The sequence below is a fragment of the Streptomyces sp. NPDC017529 genome (genome assembly GCF_044329785.1).
Taxonomy (GTDB): Bacteria; Actinomycetota; Actinomycetes; order Streptomycetales; family Streptomycetaceae; genus Streptomyces.
In genome coordinates this window covers 18694-36342 of record NZ_JBIRJY010000018.1, presented here as the reverse complement: position 1 = coordinate 36342, position 17649 = coordinate 18694, and the positions used below count along the sequence as shown (strand labels likewise).

Below are 17649 nucleotides of genomic sequence, written 5' to 3'. Positions count from 1 at the left end.
TCCGTCTCGCCGGCTTATGGCGTGCCGGGCTCGGGCAGCTGTCCCGACCGGGTGTCACGGAAGGGTCCGGATCGGGGCGTCGCGCCCGGCACACTGCGGCCATACCCATGTCGGCTCAGGAAACAAACCTGTCTGCGCTAATTCCGGGGACTCCCCGGGTTCCGGAGCAACCGATGTCAGACGTATCCCCAGATTCCGCCGGTCCCTCCGGCACGCCCCGCCCCCGCACCGCCGCGGTGATCCCCGCCGCCGGACGCGGCGTGCGGCTGGGCCCGGGCGCCCCCAAGGCGCTCCGAGCGCTGGGCGGCACGCCCATGCTCGTCCACGCCGTGCGCGCGATGGCCGCCTCCCGCGCCGTCTCCGTCGTCGTGGTCGTCGCCCCGCCGGACGGTGCCACCGAGGTCCGCAATCTGCTGGACCAGTACCCCCTGTCCGAGCGCACCGACCTGGTGGTCGTGCCCGGCGGCGACACCCGCCAGGAGTCCGTACGCCACGGGCTGGCCGCGCTGCCCGAGCACATCGACGTGGTGCTGGTACACGACGCGGCCCGGCCGCTGGTGCCCGCCGACACCGTCGACTCGGTGATCGCCGCCGTACGGGCCGGCGCCCCGGCCGTGGTGCCGGCGCTGCCGCTCGCCGACACCGTCAAGCAGGTCGAGCCGCGCACCGGCGCGTCGGCCGGCGAGCCGGAGCCCGTGGTGGGCACGCCGGAGCGCGCCCGGCTGCGCGCCGTACAGACGCCGCAGGGCTTCGACCGGGCGACCCTCGTCAAGGCGCACGAGACGGTCGCCCTTCAGGGTGACGGCGCGACCGACGACGCCGGGATGGTCGAGCAGCTCGGCGCGCCCGTCGTGGTGGTGCCGGGACACGAAGAAGCGTTCAAGGTGACCCGGCCGCTGGATCTCGTGCTGGCCGAAGCCGTACTCGCCCGCAGGAGGGCCACCGATGGGTATGTATGAGCCGCAGTTGCAGATGATGCCGCTGGTGGGCATCGGCACCGATGTGCACGCCTTCGAGAAGGGGCGCGAACTGTGGGTGGCCGGCCTCCTGTGGGACGACGCGGCGAGCGACGGGTACGGCCTCGCCGGGCACAGCGACGGCGACGTGGTCGCGCACGCGGCCTGTGACGCGCTCTTCTCGGCCGCCGGTGTCGGCGACCTCGGCGCACACTTCGGCACCGACCGCCCGGAGTGGTCCGGCGCGTCAGGGGTGACGCTGCTGTCCGAGGCGGCCCGCATCGTACGGGCCGAGGGCTTCGTGGTCGGCAACATCGCGGTGCAGGTCATCGGCGTACGCCCGAAGATCGGCAAGCGGCGCGCCGAGGCCCAGAAGGTCCTGTCGGAAGCGGCCGGCGCGCCGGTCTCGGTGTCCGGCACCACCTCGGACGGCCTGGGCCTGACGGGCCGCGCGGAGGGCCTGGCGGCGGTCGCCACGGCGTTGGTGCTGCCGGCGAGGTAAGAGCCGTGCAAGGACCCGCGTCCAAGAGGCTGTGTCCAGCTGTGTCCAAGCGGCAGGCGGGGTGAATCGGCTCCGGCGAGATGGGCCGCGCGGTACGGGAACACCGTGCCGCGCGCGGGAGTTGGGAAGTGCGGGAACGCGGGTCGGCCGTAGCCGGTAACCCGCCGCCCCGCCGTTCCGCCCGCTCGCAGGAAGGACGCACCGTGCCAGCCGCCCTGTCCGACGACTCGAAGAACGTCCTCGACGGTCCGGTCTTCGTGACCACGGCGACGGTCCAGCCCGACGGCAGCCCCCATCTGTCCCCGGTCCGGGTGAAGCGGGACGGCGACGACGTGCTCTTCTGCACCACCGACGGCTGCCGCAAGGTGCAGAACCCGCGGCGCGACCCCCGCGTGACGGTGCTGGTGCGGCCGTCCGGCGCGCCGTACACCTACTCCGGGATACGCGGCTCGGCCGAGCTGGTCACCGAGGGCGGCCGTGAGCTGATCGGCGAGCTGTCGCGCAAGTACACCGGGATGGCGTACGCGGAGTTCGACCCCGGCGTGCCGGACAACGGGGAGCGGGTCGTCGTGCGGGTCACCCCGCACAAGGTGGTCGGCCGCCTCTGAGCCGCCCCGCGCCGCGCCGAGTGTCACGCTTCCGACTCCCGTTCCCCCGGGGGTCGCGGGGCACTGCCTGATTCCGACTACCCTTGACGCGTGACTATTCGCCTGTACGACACCAGCGCCCGGCAGATCCGTGATTTCACCCCGCTCACGCCGGGCTGTGTCTCGATCTACCTGTGTGGCGCGACCGTGCAGGCCGCCCCGCACATCGGGCACATCAGGTCGGGGCTGAACTTCGACATCATGCGCCGCTGGTTCCTGCACCGCGGCTACGACGTGACGTTCGTCCGCAACGTGACGGACATCGACGACAAGATCATCAAGAAGGCCGGCGAGCAGGGCCGCCCGTGGTGGTCCATCGGCTACGCGAACGAGGTCGCCTTCAACACGGCGTACGACACCCTCGGCTGCCTGCGCCCGACGTACGAGCCGCGCGCCACCGGCCACGTCCCCGAGATGATCGAGATGATGCGAGGCCTGATCGAGCGCGGCCACGCCTACGCGGCGGACGGCAATGTCTACTTCGACGTGCGCTCCTTCCCGGGCTACCTGGAGCTTTCCAAGCACGAGCTGGACAACCTGCTCCAGCCCTCCGGCGACAACGAGACCGGCAAGCGCGACCCGCGCGACTTCGCCATGTGGAAGGCGGCGAAGCCGGGCGAGCCGAGCTGGGAGACCCCGTGGGGCCGCGGCCGTCCCGGCTGGCACCTGGAGTGCTCGGCGATGGCGCACAAGTACCTGGGCACCGCCTTCGACATCCACGGCGGCGGCGTCGACCTGATCTTCCCGCACCACGACAACGAGATCGCGCAGGCCAAGGCGTACGGTGACGACTTCGCCGCCTACTGGTGCCACAACGCGTGGGTCACCATGAGCGGCGAGAAGATGTCCAAGTCGCTGGACAACTCGGTGCTGGTCTCCGACATGGTCAAGCGCTGGCGGCCGATCGTGCTGCGCTACTACCTGGGCACGCCGCACTACCGTTCGATGATCGAGTACAGCGAGGAAGCGCTGCGCGAGGCCGAGTCCGCGTTCGCGCGGATCGAGGGCTTCGTCCAGCGAGTGGTGGAGAAGGCCGGGACCGTCGAGCCCGCCGCCGAGGTGCCGCCGGCCTTCGCCGAGGCGATGGACGACGACCTGGGCGTCCCGCAGGCGCTCGCCATCGTGCACACCACCGTCCGCCAGGGGAACTCCGCGCTGACGGCCGACGACAAGGAATCGGCGGTCGCTCGCCTGGCGGAGGTCCGCGCCATGCTCGGCGTGCTGGGCCTGGACCCGCTGGACGACCAGTGGGCGGGCGGTGACACGGACCGCGGCGAGGACCTGCACGGCGTCGTCGACTCGCTGGTCCGGCTGGTCCTCGAACAGCGCCAGGCGGCCCGCGCCCGTAAGGACTACGCGACCGCCGACGCCATCCGCGACCAGCTCCAGCAGTCCGGCCTGGCCATCGAGGACACCCCCTCGGGCCCGCGCTGGTCCTTGTCCTGAACCACCGGCCCCGGCCGTCCCCGGAGCCCGGCCGAAGCCGGTGACCGGGGCCGGCCGAGGCCGTTCCCGGTGCCGCAGGGCAGCGGGCCGCCGTACCGCGCGGTGCCCGGGTGCCCGTACCGGCGGGTGCCGGTTGGCAGTACCGGCGGCCTCCGGGCGACACTTCTTGCAGACACACATCAGACAGACATCCGTACGTACGTATCCACTCCACGTCGCGAGACGTCGAGAGCAGTGAAGAGACAGGTGACCCATGGCCGGCAACAGCCAGCGCAGGAACCGCCGCACGTCCAACAAGAAGGGCATGCAGGTCGGCAGTGGCGGCCAGCGGCGCCGGGGCCTGGAAGGCAAGGGCCCGACCCCGCCCGCGTCCGCGCGCAAGGGACATGTGAAGAACCGCCTCGCCAACGCGAAGGCCAAGCAGGCGGCCAACCGGCGCCCGGCCCCGCGCCGCGGCGGCGCCAAGGGCACCTCGGAGCTGGTCGTCGGCCGTAACCCGGTCTTCGAGGCGCTGCGCGACGGTGTGCCCGCGACGACGCTGTACGTGCAGCAGTTCATCGAGAACGACGAGCGGGTGCGCGAGGCGCTCCAGCTCGCCGCCGACCGCGGCAACATCAACCTGATGGAGGCGCCGCGGCCCGAACTGGACCGGATGACCAACGGCCTCAACCACCAGGGCCTCGTCCTCCAGGTGCCGCCGTACGAGTACGCGCACCCCGAGGACCTGGCGGCCGCCGCCTTCGACGACGGCGAGGACCCGCTGATCGTCGCGCTGGACGGCGTCACCGACCCGCGCAACCTCGGTGCCGTGGTGCGGTCCGTCGCCGCGTTCGGCGGGCACGGTGTCGTCGTGCCGGAGCGCCGCGCGGCCGGCATGACGGCCGGCGCGTGGAAGACCTCGGCCGGCACGGCGGCCCGTACGCCGGTCGCCCGCGCCACAAACCTGACGCGTGCCCTGGAGGGCTACCAGAAGGCGGGCATGACCGTCGTGGGCCTGGCGGCCGACGGCGAGCTGGAGCTGCAGGACCTGGAGGCGCTGGACGGCCCGGTCGTCATCGTCGTGGGCAGCGAGGGCAAGGGCCTGTCGCGGCTGGTCGGCGAGACCTGCGACGTACGCGTACGCATCCCGATGCCCGGCGGCGCCGAGTCGCTGAACGCGGGCGTCGCGGCGGGCGTGGTGCTGTGGGAGGCGGCGCGGCGGCGCGCCTGAGGCGGTGCGGGCGGCGGAGCCGACGGCCCCGGGCGGCGTGCCCGGGGCCTCCGCCAAGGCGGTGATCGCGGGTACGCCGGGCCTCGCTCCCGTGATCCTTTGACGGGTCTCGGACAGATCGGCGGGGTCAAGGCAGTGTCTTAAACGCGGGTCACTCGGTTAGATGAGCGTGGACACCAGAACACCCCGCACACCTACGGGGGGACGCTCGCCGGGCTTCGATGACGAGCCGGTCCTGAGCTCGGTCAAGGTGCCGTGCGATCCCGCGCAGGTCATTGTCAATCACGCCAGCTTCCGCGTGCAGCTCGCCGCGTCCGCCACAAGCGGCGCCATGGCCGACACCGCGCGCATCCCGGTGGTGCGGGAGCCGGCGGGCGGCAGGCGCCGCGCGCCCGTGGTGTGGAGCGGCCGCACCGCGCCGGGCGGCACGACCGCCGCCACCAGCCAACTCCTGCACGCCGTACGGAACTCGGGGCGGACCACCGTCACCGGCGACCTGAGCGAGGAAGCCGGCACCACGACGCAGGTCCTGCCCAGAGTCCGGATCGACGAGGAGGAGCCGCCCGCAACCGGCACCGGAACCGGCGGCCCGGCCTCGACCGTGATCGGCCAGCGCGGCCCCGTGGACGCGGACACCACCCTGCTCAAGGGCGTCCGGCCGACCACCGGCGCCTACGACCACTACGACGACGAGCCCCCGTATGCGGACGAGGAGCCGGCGGCGTACGAGCGGTACGGCGACGGGCCCAAGCGGCGCGGCGGCGACACGGTCCGGCAGCACGCCTACTACCCGGGCCGCCGGATGAACCTCGGCGTCGTCCTGCTGCCGCTGCGCGTCTTCCTCGGCCTGATCAGCGTGTACGCGGGCATGGGCAAGCTCTGCGACCCCGTCTACTTCGACGGCGGCGAGCGCGGCTCGATGGTGAAGTGGCTCCGGTCGCTCGATCCCTGGACGCTCGTGGCGCCGCTGCGCGACTTCGCGCTCTCGCATCCCGTGGGGGCCGGGCTGACCGTGGCCTTCCTCCAGGTCGTGGTCGGCGTGCTGACCATGTGCGGGCTGTGGCAGCGGGTCGCCGCGTCGTTCGGCGCGCTGCTCTCCGCGGCCCTCCTGATGACGGTCAGCTGGCGCACCGTGCCGGTCTACGACGCACCGGACATCATCTACCTCGCCGCCTGGAGCCCGCTGGTCATCGCGGGCGCGCCGGTCTACTCGGTGGACGCCCGGCTGACGGGGGAGGCGTGGCGGCGGCTCGGCCCGCGCGTCGAGCTGTGGGACCTGCGGCGCCGGGTGCTGCGCCGCGGCGCGGTGCTGACGGCCGTGGTCGCCGGCCTGACGCTGCTGGTCGGCTCGCTGCTGGGCGGCGCCGTACGGTCCGCCTCCGTACCGTCCGTGCCCAAGCCCGGCGAGCCCGCGACGAACAACCTGCCCGGCTCGCCGCTGCCGCAGCAGTCGCAGCCCGGCGGCTCGAAGGCGCAGCACGGCCCGGGGCGCCCCGGCACGAAGCCGAAACAGGCCGGCAAGCCGTCGGCCGGCGCCTCGCGCAAGGCGGGTTCCCCGAAGTCGCAGAGCCCGACGGCGCCGGCTCCCGGCACGGCGCGCGCGACCGGCAGCGTGTCCGGTTCGGCGCAGCTGCCCGGCCGCTCGTCCAGCGGCACGCCCCCGCGGCAGTCCGCACCGGCCCGGGTGCCGGCGACCACACCGCAGGCGCCGTCGGCGGTCGGCGGTACCGCGGGCGGCACCAACGGCGGCACGAGCGACGGAAGTTCGGGCGGCTCCAGCAGCGGCTCCCGGGGGCGCGGGAGCACATTGGGTGGGCTACTGGGGTGATGGGGCTTCCCAGGGGCGCTGAGGCGTTCCTGGGGGCCGTGGTGCGAGACGCGGAACGCCCCCACAGCTGAGGCTGTGGGGGCGTTCCGCTGTGCGGGGTGCGGGGGTGGGCGGGGCGCCCGGGATGGCCGGGATTGGCCGGGGCGGTCAGCCGTTCCGCGCGCCGAGTTCCTTGGCGGCCTCGGTCAGGTCCTTGGCCGTGTCGATGGCTCGCCAGTACGCGCCGTTCGGCAGCGGGAAGCCGGCCAGCCGCCGTTCGCGGGCCAGCCGGGGGAATGTGGTGCGCTCGTGGTCCCCGCGCGCGGGCAGCAGCCCGGTGAAGGCGGCGGAGAAGACGTAGACACCCGCGTTGATCAGATAAGGGGAGGGCGGCGACTCGATGAAGTCGAGGACGTGGCCGAACTCGTCGGTCTCCACGGCGCCCCACGGAATGCGCGGCCTGGCCAGCGCGAGCGTGGCGTCCGCGCCGCGCTCATGGTGGAAGTCCGCCATCTCGCGCAGCGAGAAACGGGTCCAGATGTCGCCGTTGGTCGCGTACCAGGGCTCTTCCGGCCGGGGCAGCGAGGCGGCGGCGTACTTGAGACCGCCACCGCGACCGAGCGGCTCGGTCTCGACAACGGTCGTGACATTCAGGGGAAGTTGCGCCTGGGACAGCCAGTCCTGGAGCACCTCGGCGAGGTGGCCGCAGGAGACCACCGCGTCCGTGACGCCCTCCGCTGCCAGCCAGGCGAGCTGGTGGCCGATGATCGGGGTCCCGGTGCCGGGGATCTCGACCATCGGCTTGGGACGGTCGTCGGTGTACGGGCGGAGTCGCGAACCCTGGCCTCCGGCCAGGACCACGGCCTGCGTGGGGTGCGGGTACGGGGCTGTCATGGTTCGCACCCTATGCGGTGCGAGCCGGGCTCACTGGACGGAGGCGACGCCGGTGGCGAACGACGTATCGCAGACCGGCCGTGACCAGGCCTGCGCGCGGTGTGCGGCACCGCCGTACTTGGCGACCGCGGCACGGCCCAGGGCACGCGCGATGGCCACGCAGTGCTTGGCCAGCGAGGGGCGCTTGGTGGTCTCCTCCTGGAGGTGGGTGAGGGCGACACCGGGGTTCTTGTCCTGGAGTTCCACCAGGAGCCGGTCGCGGAGCACGTCCTGCGGAGCCCGGGAACCGGCCTTGGTGGAGGCATTCCCGGAGGACGCGGTCAGCATCTGCTTGTCCGTCCCCGGCGACGCCCACGGGACGCGGGTGACCGCGAGTGTCCCGGACAGGACGAGGACGACGGGAAGGACAAGGGCGAGGGTTCGGCCGATACGGCGGGCTGCGGAGTTCACGGGGCGATGGTAGCGAGTAGTGATGATTTGGCGACATTTAGTCACCGAATCGAGGGATGTTTTCGCTCGGGAATCGCTTGTGATGTTGACGTACAGGATCGAAATGACGGGTCTGCCGGGGTATTTGTCGACATGCTGCGTACGACGGTTACGGCACTCACCCCCAGCACGCGAAGCGGCGGCGCCGGCCCCTGTGAACCGACACCGCCGCCCGTACGAACCACGCGGTCACTCAGCCACTGAACCGCTCAGCCGCCGCCCAGTCGCCGCGCCGCCGCTCAGCCGCCCAACCTGCTCAGTCGCTCAGCCGCTCGCCCGTGGAGGTGGAGAACACGTGCGTCTCACCCGGCCGCGGTACGACGTGCAGCTGGGCGCCCTTCTCCGGCACCTGCCGCCCGTTGACCCGTACGACCAGGTCCTTGGCCTCGTCGCCTACGGTGGCGGAGCCGTAGACGTACCCGTCGGCGCCGAGCTCCTCGACGACGTTGACGGTGACCGCGAGGCCCGCCGGGGCGTCCGCCGCCTCCTTGGAGAGCGACTTCGCCGCGCCGCCGTTCTGCTCGACGATGTCGAAGTGCTCGGGACGGACGCCGACCGTGACCGTACGGTCGCCCTTGTCCGCGGCGGCAGCCAGCGCCTCGCGGCTGACCGGCACGACACTGTTGCCGAACTTCACACCGCCGTCGGTGATCGGCACCTCGACCAGGTTCATCGCCGGCGACCCGATGAAGCCCGCGACGAAGAGGTTGCTGGGCCGGTCGTACATACTGCGCGGCGAGTCGATCTGCTGGAGCAGCCCGTCCTTCAGGACGGCGACCCGGTCGCCCATCGTCATGGCCTCGACCTGGTCGTGGGTGACGTACACGGTGGTGATCCCGAGCCGCCGCTGCAGGCCGGCGATCTGCGTACGGGTCTGCACGCGCAGCTTCGCGTCCAGGTTGGACAGCGGCTCGTCCATGAGGAACACCTGCGGCTCACGCACGATGGCGCGACCCATGGCCACCCGCTGGCGCTGACCACCGGAGAGCGCCTTGGGCTTGCGCCCCAGGTACTCGGTCAGGTCCAGGATCTTCGCCGCGTCCTCGACCTTCTGCCGGATCTCCGCCTTGTTGACGCCCGCGATCTTGAGCGCGAAGCCCATGTTGTCGGCGACGGTCATGTGCGGGTACAGGGCGTAGTTCTGGAACACCATGGCGATGTCCCGGTCCTTGGGCGGCAGGTGGGTGACGTCCCGCTCCCCGATCCGGATCGCGCCGTCGTTGACGTCCTCCAGCCCCGCCAGCATCCGCAGCGACGTGGACTTCCCGCACCCGGAGGGGCCGACCAGGACGAGGAACTCGCCGTCCTCGATCTCGATGTCCAGCTTGTCGACGGCGGGCTTTTCGGAACCCGGGTAGATACGGGTTGCCTGGTCGTACGTGACCGTAGCCATGGTGGTGTCCCTTCACCGGCAGGAACGTGCCGGACGATCCGAGTAAAAGGAGTGGTGTAGTCCACTGCTGTGGACTGACCGTGACGGTACCCGCGGCGGCGCCCGGTGTCAGTAGCCCGCGGGTCACGAGATAACGCGCACAGGTAGGCTGCCTGCCTGGGTACACTTCACCAGGCACGCCTCCTTAGCTCAGCTGGCCAGAGCAACGCTCTTGTAAAGCGTAGGTCGTCGGTTCGAATCCGACAGGGGGCTCTACGGTTGACCAGGTAAAACGCACTGAGAACGCCCCTCCGGAAGGTCTTCCGGAGGGGCGTTTTTGCTCTCTGAAGCCCGTCCGTGGACAAACCGTGGACAGCGCGAAATCCGGGTGCGGGGGAGCCGTGGCCCCGCTCTTCTGGGCCTCTGTCGAGCTAGCAAGCGCGGTCCGGCGGCCTGCTGGGTCTTGAGAGTCGCGCCGTGTCAGTGCCTTTTGAGGGCATTCGCGGACGACTGAGGAAAGCCGCGCGCCCCCAAGGTCAGATGCGGGCAGACGAGGGTTCTCGTGGAGTCAGATCATGCCGGGAGGACCATGCGCTGGGTGGCGATGTCCCAGCGGCATTCGGCGTAGAGGCGGTTGAGGTCGTGGTGAGCGTCCGGGTCGTCGGCGTTGCAGGGTTCGTAGCCGTTGGGGCCGTGGCGGTAGTAGAAGCCGTATTCGGTGCATTCGGCTATGCCGGGGTACTGGCCGGTCCAGGTGGTGTTGCAGACGTTTGCAGGGTGACAGGTGTCGCGCTGGCGGCCGGTGAGGGCGCAGCGGGCGATGTCGCAGTGGTCGGCGTGCAGGGCGCCGGGAGGTGTGGAGCAGACGGGGCAGGCGGCGTTCGGGGCCGACTGGGGGAGCAGGAGGGGGCGGTGGGTGAGGTCGCCGAGCCAGAGGTTGCGCAGCTCGCGGTCGAGCTGGTGGGTGTCGGCGACGGTGTGGAGGTTGAGGGTGCGGTGGAGGAGTTCGCGGAGAAGGGGGGTAGGTAGTTGGGCGGTGGCCCAGTGGAGGGTGAGGCCGCGGTCGGGGTGGTGTCGGGCCCATGTGGTGCGGAGGCGGGAGGATGCGCTGAGTGTCATGTCTGGTGTGTTGGCGTATCGGGTGATATGCGGGCCGTAGATTTTTAGCCATTCCTGTGTGGTTTTGACGTGGAGATTGATGAGCTCTCGCCGTGCTTTGTCCAGGTTTATGGATGTGGTGCGGCGCATGAGGACGGTGGCACCTGATTCGGTGTCTTCCTGCCGTGTGGCGGGGGTGGTCAGTGCGTCGTCGGGGACGATGCGGAATCGGTGCCGGCGGCCGAGGAGGGTGAACTGCTCCCCGTCGGCGAGGTGCCGTACGGGGGCGTGGGGGGAGGTCTCGGCGAGGTGATTGAGCTGTCGGTAGATCCATCGGCGGCGGCGTTCGACGAGGGCGGTTGCTTCGGCGTCGGTGGTGTGGTGGGGGCCGCGGACGACGATGCCGCCCGCTTTCGTGACGTCGAGGCCGAGGGTGGTGCGGTTACTGGTTCGCACGGTTACGGCGGTGCCGCCGACGAGGAGGGTGCGCTGGTGCTGAGGCATGGTTCTTTCGGGCTGGCCCGGCACCACCCCGCCTTCTTGGTGGTCTTCTACTATGGGCGAGGGTGGGGCCGGGGGTTTGCAGTGGGCGGGGTGTGGTGATGTGCTGCGCTGTAGTTGGTCAGGCAGCGGAACTGGACGGCCGTTCACGTGCGGAGTCGAGCACTTCGGCTTCGATGTCGCTGAGTGCGTACTTCTGGCGCTGGAGGAAGGCCAGCCAGTTGGTGGTGTCCTTGCTGACCGGGCTCCGCCACGCCTGATCGGACATGGCCTGATGCTCGTACACCGCGGCGACCTGGGCGAAGAGCAGCCTCCAGCGTCCGGTTGCTCCGGTACGGATGATGAGCGGCCCGAAGGGGTCTTCGACTCGCCGCCACGGCTCGCTGTCGTGGTTGGGGTCTTTGATCTTCAGGAAGGCCGAGATGAGGTCGGTGCGGTGGCGTGCGATGTACTGGGAGTACATGGCGGAGGTCCCGGTGATGGTGCTGAGGGTGAACTTCCAGATTTCGTCGGTCGCGTCGCCGGGCCGGGTGCACAGATTCGCGATGAACTCCTGCCGTACAGGGCGGGCTTGGCGCCAGGCCGCGTTGTAGCGGATGGTCCTGCGTCGCTTCTCCGCCATTTCCGCGGCGTCCGGTGCTGCCGACCCGGACGCTTCGGGGCTCAGCTTGTGCTGGCGGGCTCGCCAGTCGGTGCACAGCCAAGTCACCGTGGGCTTGAACGGGTTGAGGGTGGCGGCGTGTCCGGGGCACCGGGCGTGCTGGTCGGCGGTGATGGCTGTTCCGAGGGGGGTTACCAGATCCTTGAGGGGGCGCATGGGAGTCTCGTGCCACCGCCAGTCCCAGTCCACTACCGTGACGCCGGCGGCGGCGAGGTCCTGCTTGAGCTGGGCGCGCTTGGCTTTCTCGGCCGCCTCGTCCTTGAGGCACTGGAGTGCGTGGGCCCAGTGGCCGCGCGTGCCTGCGCCGTCGTTGCGGTCCCGGGCCTTCGCCGCTTCGAGGCGACTGCGGGCGTTGCTGATGTGCGCGACTTCCTGGAAATCGGCCAGCTCCACCAGGTCGAAGTCGTGAGCGACCGCGGCGCTGAGGCTCTTGTCGTCGAGCTTCGATGCCTTGTCGGCGGCGGTGAGCTCGGCGGCGGACAGGCCGAGCGCGCGTGCGTGACGTTCCTTTGCGGCTTGGGGCAGCGGCATCAGGGACAGTTGCCGGGCGGCTTCGACGTAGTCGCGGGCGTGCGCGTCCCGGCGGTGCTTGTTCTCGATGACTGACAGGGTCAGCGCCTCGTCATCGACGCCGCGAAGGTCGTCGCGGATCAAGGCGGGAACGAGCATGTAGGTGCGGCCCTCGTCCTTGGCCTTGTCGGCGGCGATGATCGCTGCCTTGCAGCGACGCTGCCCGAAGATGATGCCGAGTTTGCCTTCGTTGTCCCCGGTCTGTGGACGCAGGAGGACCAGGCTCTGCACGCCGACCTCTTCCACGGAGGCGATCAGGTCGGCGTCGGGTTCGGTTCCGTCCGGCTCGTCGTCTGAGCGGTGCTGGCGGTGGTTGTACGGGTCGACGACGAGTTCGTAGGGATCGACCCAGGCGAAGCGCCCTTCGAAGGCGGGCTGCGCGGCGATGGTGTCGGTGCTGTCCGGTGCGGTGAGGGTGGTCGTGGTTGTCATGGGAGCTCCGTGGTGAGAAGAGGGGCGGGCGGTGGCGCCCGCCCCTGCGCGTGTGGGTCAGGCGGCGGCCGGTACGGCCTTCGGCTTGGCCTTGCGCTTGGGCTGCGCCGCGGCGGACTTGGGTCGCGCGGTCGCCGGGGCCTTCTTCGCCGCCCGCTTCGGGGCGGGCTTCTTGGCGGCGGCCTTGGGCGCGGGCTTGGACGGCGCGGCCTTCTTCGCGGGCGACTTCTTCACGGTGGTCTTCCCTGCGGCCGGCTCGCTGGTTGTCGCGGCGGGAGCCTCCGGCTGGGCGGGCTGCTGCGGCGCGGGCTTGTCGGCGGTGGTGACAGGGATGCGGGTGCCGTCGTAGCGGAGCTTGGCACGGTGGCCTTGGAAGACGGGGAAGAGTCGCAGGTGGAGGGTGTTGAGGAGGGTGTCGAGGGGTGCTTCGACGGTGGTGAAGTGGCAGGCGGCGTTGTAGTGCGGGCCGGTCTTCTCGGGGCCGCGGGCGAACGTCTGGGCGGCGGAACCGTTCCACAGGCGGCGGATGCCGAAGGTGCGGCCGTCCTGGTGGGCGAAGTGGATGGTTTCTGGGTCGATGGAGTCGTCGGCCTTGTGCCAGCCGTCGCCGAGCTTTTCGATGATCAGGTCGGCCAGGAGGTAGAGGTCGATGAGGGAGATTTCGAAGGGGGCAGCTTCGGTGGTGGTGTCCTGGTCGGCTTCGGTGGTGGTGTCCTGGTCGGCGTCGGTGGCGGGGTTCTGGGCGGTTTCGGTGGTCACGGTGGGTTTCTCCAAGAGGTGTGGGGTTGTGGTTTTCCCTCAACCCGGTAACTAAATTCTACTATGGCTAAGGGGGGCGTCAACTGCGAAGGTGCAGGTCAGTCGGGGGTCAGGTCATGCACCAGCCGGAGTCGCAGCCCACATCAAAGGGCAACTCCTCCTGTGTTGCCTCGACCGCTTCGAGCAGAGGCCGGCCGGTTCGGGTAAGGAACACTGCGTCGCCTTTGCCGCCCCACTGCCGCGTCTCGTTCAGCGATTCCTCAAGGCAGCAGGCGTGCAGGAACAGCCCCGGACGGTCGCGACGCATCTCCTTCCAGTTCTCTAGCGACTTCAGCGGGCAGAACCAGCAGGCGCTCTTCGGCGGCATCGGCAGGCCTGCGTCCGCGATGATCTGCTGGCAGTCGACCCGACGGAGCTTGAGGTCGAGCAGCGGGTAGACCAGCTGCTCGTACGGCTCGACCCGCCGGTTGGTCGCCCGGGCGATCTCATCGAGCGAGATGCCGACGGCGACTGTCGCCGGGTTGCTGGGTGTCGCGCCATTCGCCTTGAGCCACTTGCCGGTGACCCAGATTTTGAAGTCCCGAGTGCAGCCCCGCGTGCCAGGAGCGCCGTTGGACATCCGGATGGGTATGGGTAGGGCGCGAGAGCCCTTGCGCATCATCCGGCCCCACAGTGTCTCCGTTCCGCCGGCGCGCAGTGTGCGATGCAGGACGTGCAGGTCAAGGCCGCTGGCTGCCGCGTACGGTCTCGCGACATGCCGTACATACTCCAGCGTCGCCGGGTCTTCGCTGTCGTCACCCACGTTCGCGAACAGCAGGGCGTGGTAAGGGATCTCGCGACGGGCAGCCAAGACCATGAGCGCAGTGCTCTGTACTCCGCCGCCGTAGCTGATCACGTTCACGCGGCGTACTCCGGGGCCTGGTCGAGGAGGCGCTGAGCCATCCCGACGGCGGCAACGAGTTTCGCCTGGCCCAGTACGGAGTTGCGGTGTTCGATCACGGCTCGGGCGTGTACGGCGGCGTCCTCGATGGCCCTGGGGTTGGCCAGGGTGTCGGCACAAGCCACCGTGACGCGGGGGCCGAGGCCCCAGATGATGGCGTTGACGGCGGCGCAGGCGGCAGCGATCTCGTCGATATCGCACATCGACCACTGGAAGTCGGCGGGATCCAGGCTCCTTTCGCGGAGGTTCTGTGCTGCGGCGCGCAGCAGGCCGCCGCTGCCGCCGGCCGGGTCGTGAATGTGCTGGCCTGGCTGCGGGCGTCCGGTCTCGGTGTCGGCCATCAGGGTGTCCAGGGCGTTGAAGCCTATGAGGCCAGCCATGGTTTCCGCGACGGAAGCCGGGGTGTGGAACTCGCCGAGTCCCTGTTGGGCGCCACGGCTTCGCAGCAGCATCATCACGGGCGAGAGCACGTCGGTCATGGAGCGCAGGTAGGGGTCGGTGTACCCGGTCAGGGTGAGCAGGCCGTTCTTCAGGGCCGCTTCCGTGACGGCGCGGACGGCGGATATGCGGTTCTTGTCGACGTCCGTGTCGTTCAGCCACTCGTGGAGGATGCGGGCCCGGTCGATGAGGTCGGGGCGCTGGATCCAGTGAGTGGACCAGATCTCGCGGTACATGCCGATCAGGTTCGTGTCATTAAGGCTGAGGATCTGCGTTGCGAGGTCGGGCCCGTTCGGGTCCTTTTGGCCGATCAGGCCGAGGGCGGCCACAATGCCGATCGGTACGTGCGTGTGGTTGCCGCCGTGCTGCCGATGCCAGGCGCCGGCGACGGCTTCGCCGATCTGCATGGCCTGGGCGTGGGGGTCGCTCGCGGGGCGGACGCTGATGGTGCGCGGGTGTGCCGGTGTGCTGGGCTGCTTCTTGGCTGGCCGCGGCGCGGGTGAAGGCGGAGTGGTGCTGCGGCTGGGCTTTGCGGCGAAGGTCGCCGGAGCTTTGGCCTGCGGCGCCATGGGGGCCGGCTGGAGGTCGGCGAAGAGGTCGAGCTGCTGCGTCATGAGGGTCCGAATCTGTCGGGGTGGTGAAAATGCGGCGGCCCGCCCCGCGGGTGCGGGACGGGCCAGGGTTGGAGGTTTCCCCCTCAACCTCATAGCTAAATTCTACTATGTGTATGGGTGGGGTCAATGCGCTAACCAGCTGAAGTCCGGATCCGCCTCCGCCGAATCCATCAGGGCGGCCCGCGTCACCGCGCGCTCACGCGATCGCACGGCCGGGGTGAACGTCCAGGCGTCGAGCGCCACACCCTTGCCGAGCGGCGGCCGCCCCTGCCGCTCCATGAGATCGGAGTGCAGCTCGTACGCCAAGCAGTGGGCCTGGCTGAACGTAGGAGCGCGCTTCGTGGAGAACAAGTAGTGCCATTCCGCAAGGCCGTCCTCGGGCCGGCGAATGCACATGCGCCAAGTCCCGTACCGCCCTCGCGCAGCTGGCCGGGCATCCGCGGCGACCGTTATCAGGCGTGCGCGCTCCATCCGTACCGGAGTGCGCGCGGCGAGCGAGGGCGGATCGGTGATCGTCGCACGGGCCGGAGCCTTCCCCGCGCGGAGATCGCTGGCACTGTCAGGCATGGCGTTTCTCCAATCGGGCGGTGGCCCGCCGAATCAGGCGGGCCACTGTGACAGGATCATCCACGTAATGCGTCTTCTACTATGGATGGCGGTGTGGTCAAATGATCGAGCCCAGTAGTCAGCCCTGGTCGAGCCAGAGCAGCCCGTAGGGCGTCTGCCGCAATGTACTCATCGCCGCCTTGCCGATATCGGCTCGAACGTCCGCCCAGTTCACCCGGCCGAACGTATCCCGGTAGGGCTCCACGTCCCAGGCCCCTTCGGGGCTGGCGGAGGCGATCACGTCAGCCACGGAATTGCCAAATCCGACCACTTTCGCTTCGTACTCCTCGATCATCAGCCGGAGCTCCGACGGCTCGGCGATGCCAGCGTCTGCATGAGCCGCCCAGGCCAAGGCGCACCCCCGGCACGAGGCGCCGGGTCTGAAGGTCACCTCGCAGATCACCATCTGAGTGAGGTGCTGCCCAGCTGTACCTGCGGCTGCCGTTCGGTGCCACCGGCTCGCGATGGCCTTGGCGGCTGCTTCGGTGCTGGCCGTACGGGAGGACAGCAAGTACGACGAAGTGCCGCTGTCGCGGGTGGGCTCGTGGAAGACGACGCGCCACGCACCGAGGGACGGCTCGGACTCCCGGAATGGTTGCCTCATCGATCATCTCCCCACGCTTCGGAGACTTTGCGTGACAGCCACAGGCCGAAGCCGGCGGGGTCGTGCCGTATCCAGTGCTCGGAGTAGAGGGCAGCGAACGCCGCGTGCTTCTCCCGCTCGTCGTCGGTAAGCGGAACGTCCACGCGCGCATGGTTGCGCCCGCGTGGCCATGTCGGGCGTGTCGATCCGGGGGCAGCGTGGTCGGCGTGCCAGTGAGTGTTGGCGACGATCTGAAGAGGGGATTGGAGGTGGAGAGGGATGTCCATCAAGGTGAAGTTGGCGATGCTGGTGTGGTAAGCGCCGATGGTTCCGCCGACGGCGTCCTCCGGCAGGTCGATCCATACGCGGTGGCCGTACTCCTCGCGGGGGCCGACCTCGATCACGAAGCGGTTGTAGACGATGGCGGGGCCGTCATGGGCGTCGTACGCCAAGCAGACGCGGTCACCGGGCTTGTACGGGGCGGTCATCTGTTCTCTTTCCGTTCCGGTCACTTCTGGGCTGTGGTGGCGTACGCCTTGGCGGCTGCGGCGCGCGACGCCGTAGCGGGGCATGGGTCGAGGAGGTGCTTGAGTGCGGCCAGGAGGCGGCGGGTGTCGGACTCGCGCCAGGCGTGGTCGGCGATTTTGATCAGACGGGCCACGTCTTCTTCCCTGGTGGGGTGAGGGGTGCGGCACGGGCAGGTGCTCGCCGCGTTCGAGTTCAGGGCGCTGAGGGCTCGGGCGTGGTCGGACACGGGTGCGCACTTCTGGTGGCGCTTGAGGGGCTTGGCGCGCCGCAGGTGGCTGTAGAAACGTTCGCCCTGCCAGCCGCAGACCATGCACTGGACGGGCCACTGGACATCGGAGCCGGGGTAGCCGGAGCGGGCGGCCCAGCCGAGTTCGTCGATGCGGGCGAAGGCGACGATGGCCGAGATCAAGTTGCGCGGCGTGGGGGCGAGGGCGGCCAGGTAGAGGTCGAGGGTGCGGTTGCCCTGCCGGGTATTGCCGGGATGTATGTCGAGCTGCACGGTCAGGTGTCTCCTTGAGGTGGTGAAGGGTGAGGGAGTGTGGCGCCCCCTCACCCGTTAACTAAATTCTACTATCGTTACGGGGTGGGTCAACTAC

General features: G+C 69.9%; 18 protein-coding genes and 1 tRNA gene. 7 read left to right on the top strand and 12 right to left on the bottom strand.

Features of this window, described 5'->3' with window-relative positions; all coding sequences use genetic code 11:
- The first annotated feature begins 173 nt into the window (after positions 1 to 173).
- The 6 genes from ispD (at position 174) to ACH4K4_RS31220 (ending at position 6589) form a co-directional block, all read left to right on the top strand.
- Entirely contained in the window at positions 174 to 959 is a 786-nt protein-coding gene (gene ispD, locus ACH4K4_RS31245) for a 2-C-methyl-D-erythritol 4-phosphate cytidylyltransferase (protein ID WP_398171862.1), read from the top strand.
- Complete coding sequence (gene ispF / locus ACH4K4_RS31240) at positions 952 to 1458, top strand: 2-C-methyl-D-erythritol 2,4-cyclodiphosphate synthase (protein WP_398172016.1); 507 nt, start codon at positions 952 to 954, stop codon at positions 1456 to 1458. The genes ispD and ispF overlap by 8 nt, the downstream gene beginning before the upstream one ends.
- A gap of 203 nt (positions 1459 to 1661) precedes the next feature.
- Entirely contained in the window at positions 1662 to 2066 is a 405-nt protein-coding gene (locus ACH4K4_RS31235; RefSeq protein ID WP_398171861.1) for a PPOX class F420-dependent oxidoreductase, read from the top strand.
- Between the two features lie 90 nt (positions 2067 to 2156).
- Positions 2157 to 3551, top strand: a complete 1395-nt coding sequence (gene cysS, locus ACH4K4_RS31230; protein WP_398171860.1) for a cysteine--tRNA ligase — start codon at positions 2157 to 2159, stop codon at positions 3549 to 3551.
- Positions 3552 to 3804: 253 nt separating this feature from the next.
- The gene (rlmB, locus tag ACH4K4_RS31225) at positions 3805 to 4761 is read left to right on the top strand and encodes a 23S rRNA (guanosine(2251)-2'-O)-methyltransferase RlmB (RefSeq protein WP_398171859.1); all 957 of its coding nucleotides are present in this window, start codon (positions 3805 to 3807) and stop codon (positions 4759 to 4761) included.
- 163 nt (positions 4762 to 4924) lie between these two features.
- Positions 4925 to 6589, top strand: a complete 1665-nt coding sequence (locus tag ACH4K4_RS31220; RefSeq protein WP_398171858.1) for a DoxX family membrane protein — start codon at positions 4925 to 4927, stop codon at positions 6587 to 6589.
- Positions 6590 to 6736: 147 nt separating this feature from the next.
- Here the strand turns inward: ACH4K4_RS31220 and ACH4K4_RS31215 are convergent, their stop codons facing one another.
- The 3 genes from ACH4K4_RS31215 to ACH4K4_RS31205 form a co-directional block, all read right to left on the bottom strand.
- Entirely contained in the window at positions 6737 to 7462 is a 726-nt protein-coding gene (locus ACH4K4_RS31215) for an NDP-sugar synthase (RefSeq protein WP_398171857.1), read from the bottom strand.
- Positions 7463 to 7492: 30 nt separating this feature from the next.
- Positions 7493 to 7912, bottom strand: a complete 420-nt coding sequence (locus tag ACH4K4_RS31210) for a hypothetical protein (protein WP_398171856.1) — start codon at positions 7910 to 7912, stop codon at positions 7493 to 7495.
- A gap of 295 nt (positions 7913 to 8207) precedes the next feature.
- A complete protein-coding gene (locus tag ACH4K4_RS31205; RefSeq protein ID WP_398171855.1) occupies positions 8208 to 9344 on the bottom strand; it encodes an ABC transporter ATP-binding protein in 1137 nt (378 codons plus the stop codon).
- 178 nt (positions 9345 to 9522) lie between these two features.
- Between ACH4K4_RS31205 and ACH4K4_RS31200 the strand changes: the two genes are divergently transcribed.
- Positions 9523 to 9596 (top strand) — tRNA-Thr (locus tag ACH4K4_RS31200).
- A 300-nt stretch (positions 9597 to 9896) separates the two neighbouring features.
- Here the strand turns inward: ACH4K4_RS31200 and ACH4K4_RS31195 are convergent.
- The 9 genes from ACH4K4_RS31195 to ACH4K4_RS31155 all read right to left on the bottom strand — a co-directional run bounded on the left by ACH4K4_RS31195 (position 9897) and on the right by ACH4K4_RS31155 (position 17552).
- Positions 9897 to 10925 (bottom strand): YgjP-like metallopeptidase domain-containing protein, encoded by a 1029-nt coding sequence (locus ACH4K4_RS31195; RefSeq protein WP_398171854.1) that lies wholly within the window; start codon positions 10923 to 10925, stop codon positions 9897 to 9899.
- 118 nt (positions 10926 to 11043) lie between these two features.
- The gene (locus ACH4K4_RS31190; protein WP_398171853.1) at positions 11044 to 12585 is read right to left on the bottom strand and encodes a ParB/RepB/Spo0J family partition protein; all 1542 of its coding nucleotides are present in this window, start codon (positions 12583 to 12585) and stop codon (positions 11044 to 11046) included.
- 57 nt (positions 12586 to 12642) lie between these two features.
- Positions 12643 to 13344: a hypothetical protein gene (locus ACH4K4_RS31185; protein ID WP_398171852.1), complete on the bottom strand. Its 702-nt coding sequence runs from the start codon at positions 13342 to 13344 to the stop codon at positions 12643 to 12645.
- Positions 13345 to 13453: 109 nt separating this feature from the next.
- Positions 13454 to 14245, bottom strand: a complete 792-nt coding sequence (locus ACH4K4_RS31180; RefSeq protein ID WP_398171851.1) for a phosphoadenosine phosphosulfate reductase — start codon at positions 14243 to 14245, stop codon at positions 13454 to 13456.
- Positions 14242 to 15336: an N-6 DNA methylase gene (locus ACH4K4_RS31175; RefSeq protein ID WP_398171850.1), complete on the bottom strand. Its 1095-nt coding sequence runs from the start codon at positions 15334 to 15336 to the stop codon at positions 14242 to 14244. Before ACH4K4_RS31175 ends, ACH4K4_RS31180 begins: the two co-directional genes overlap by 4 nt.
- Before the next feature lie 123 nt (positions 15337 to 15459).
- Positions 15460 to 15903, bottom strand: coding sequence for a hypothetical protein (locus ACH4K4_RS31170; RefSeq protein ID WP_398171849.1), 444 nt, complete (start codon positions 15901 to 15903; stop codon positions 15460 to 15462).
- A gap of 118 nt (positions 15904 to 16021) precedes the next feature.
- Positions 16022 to 16237 carry a hypothetical protein gene (locus tag ACH4K4_RS31165; protein ID WP_398171848.1) on the bottom strand — a complete coding sequence of 72 codons (216 nt, stop codon included), beginning with the start codon at positions 16235 to 16237 and terminating at the stop codon, positions 16022 to 16024.
- 305 nt (positions 16238 to 16542) lie between these two features.
- Positions 16543 to 17013: a hypothetical protein gene (locus ACH4K4_RS31160; protein ID WP_398171847.1), complete on the bottom strand. Its 471-nt coding sequence runs from the start codon at positions 17011 to 17013 to the stop codon at positions 16543 to 16545.
- Positions 17014 to 17033: 20 nt separating this feature from the next.
- Positions 17034 to 17552: a hypothetical protein gene (locus tag ACH4K4_RS31155; protein ID WP_398171846.1), complete on the bottom strand. Its 519-nt coding sequence runs from the start codon at positions 17550 to 17552 to the stop codon at positions 17034 to 17036.
- Positions 17553 to 17649 lie beyond the last annotated feature (97 nt).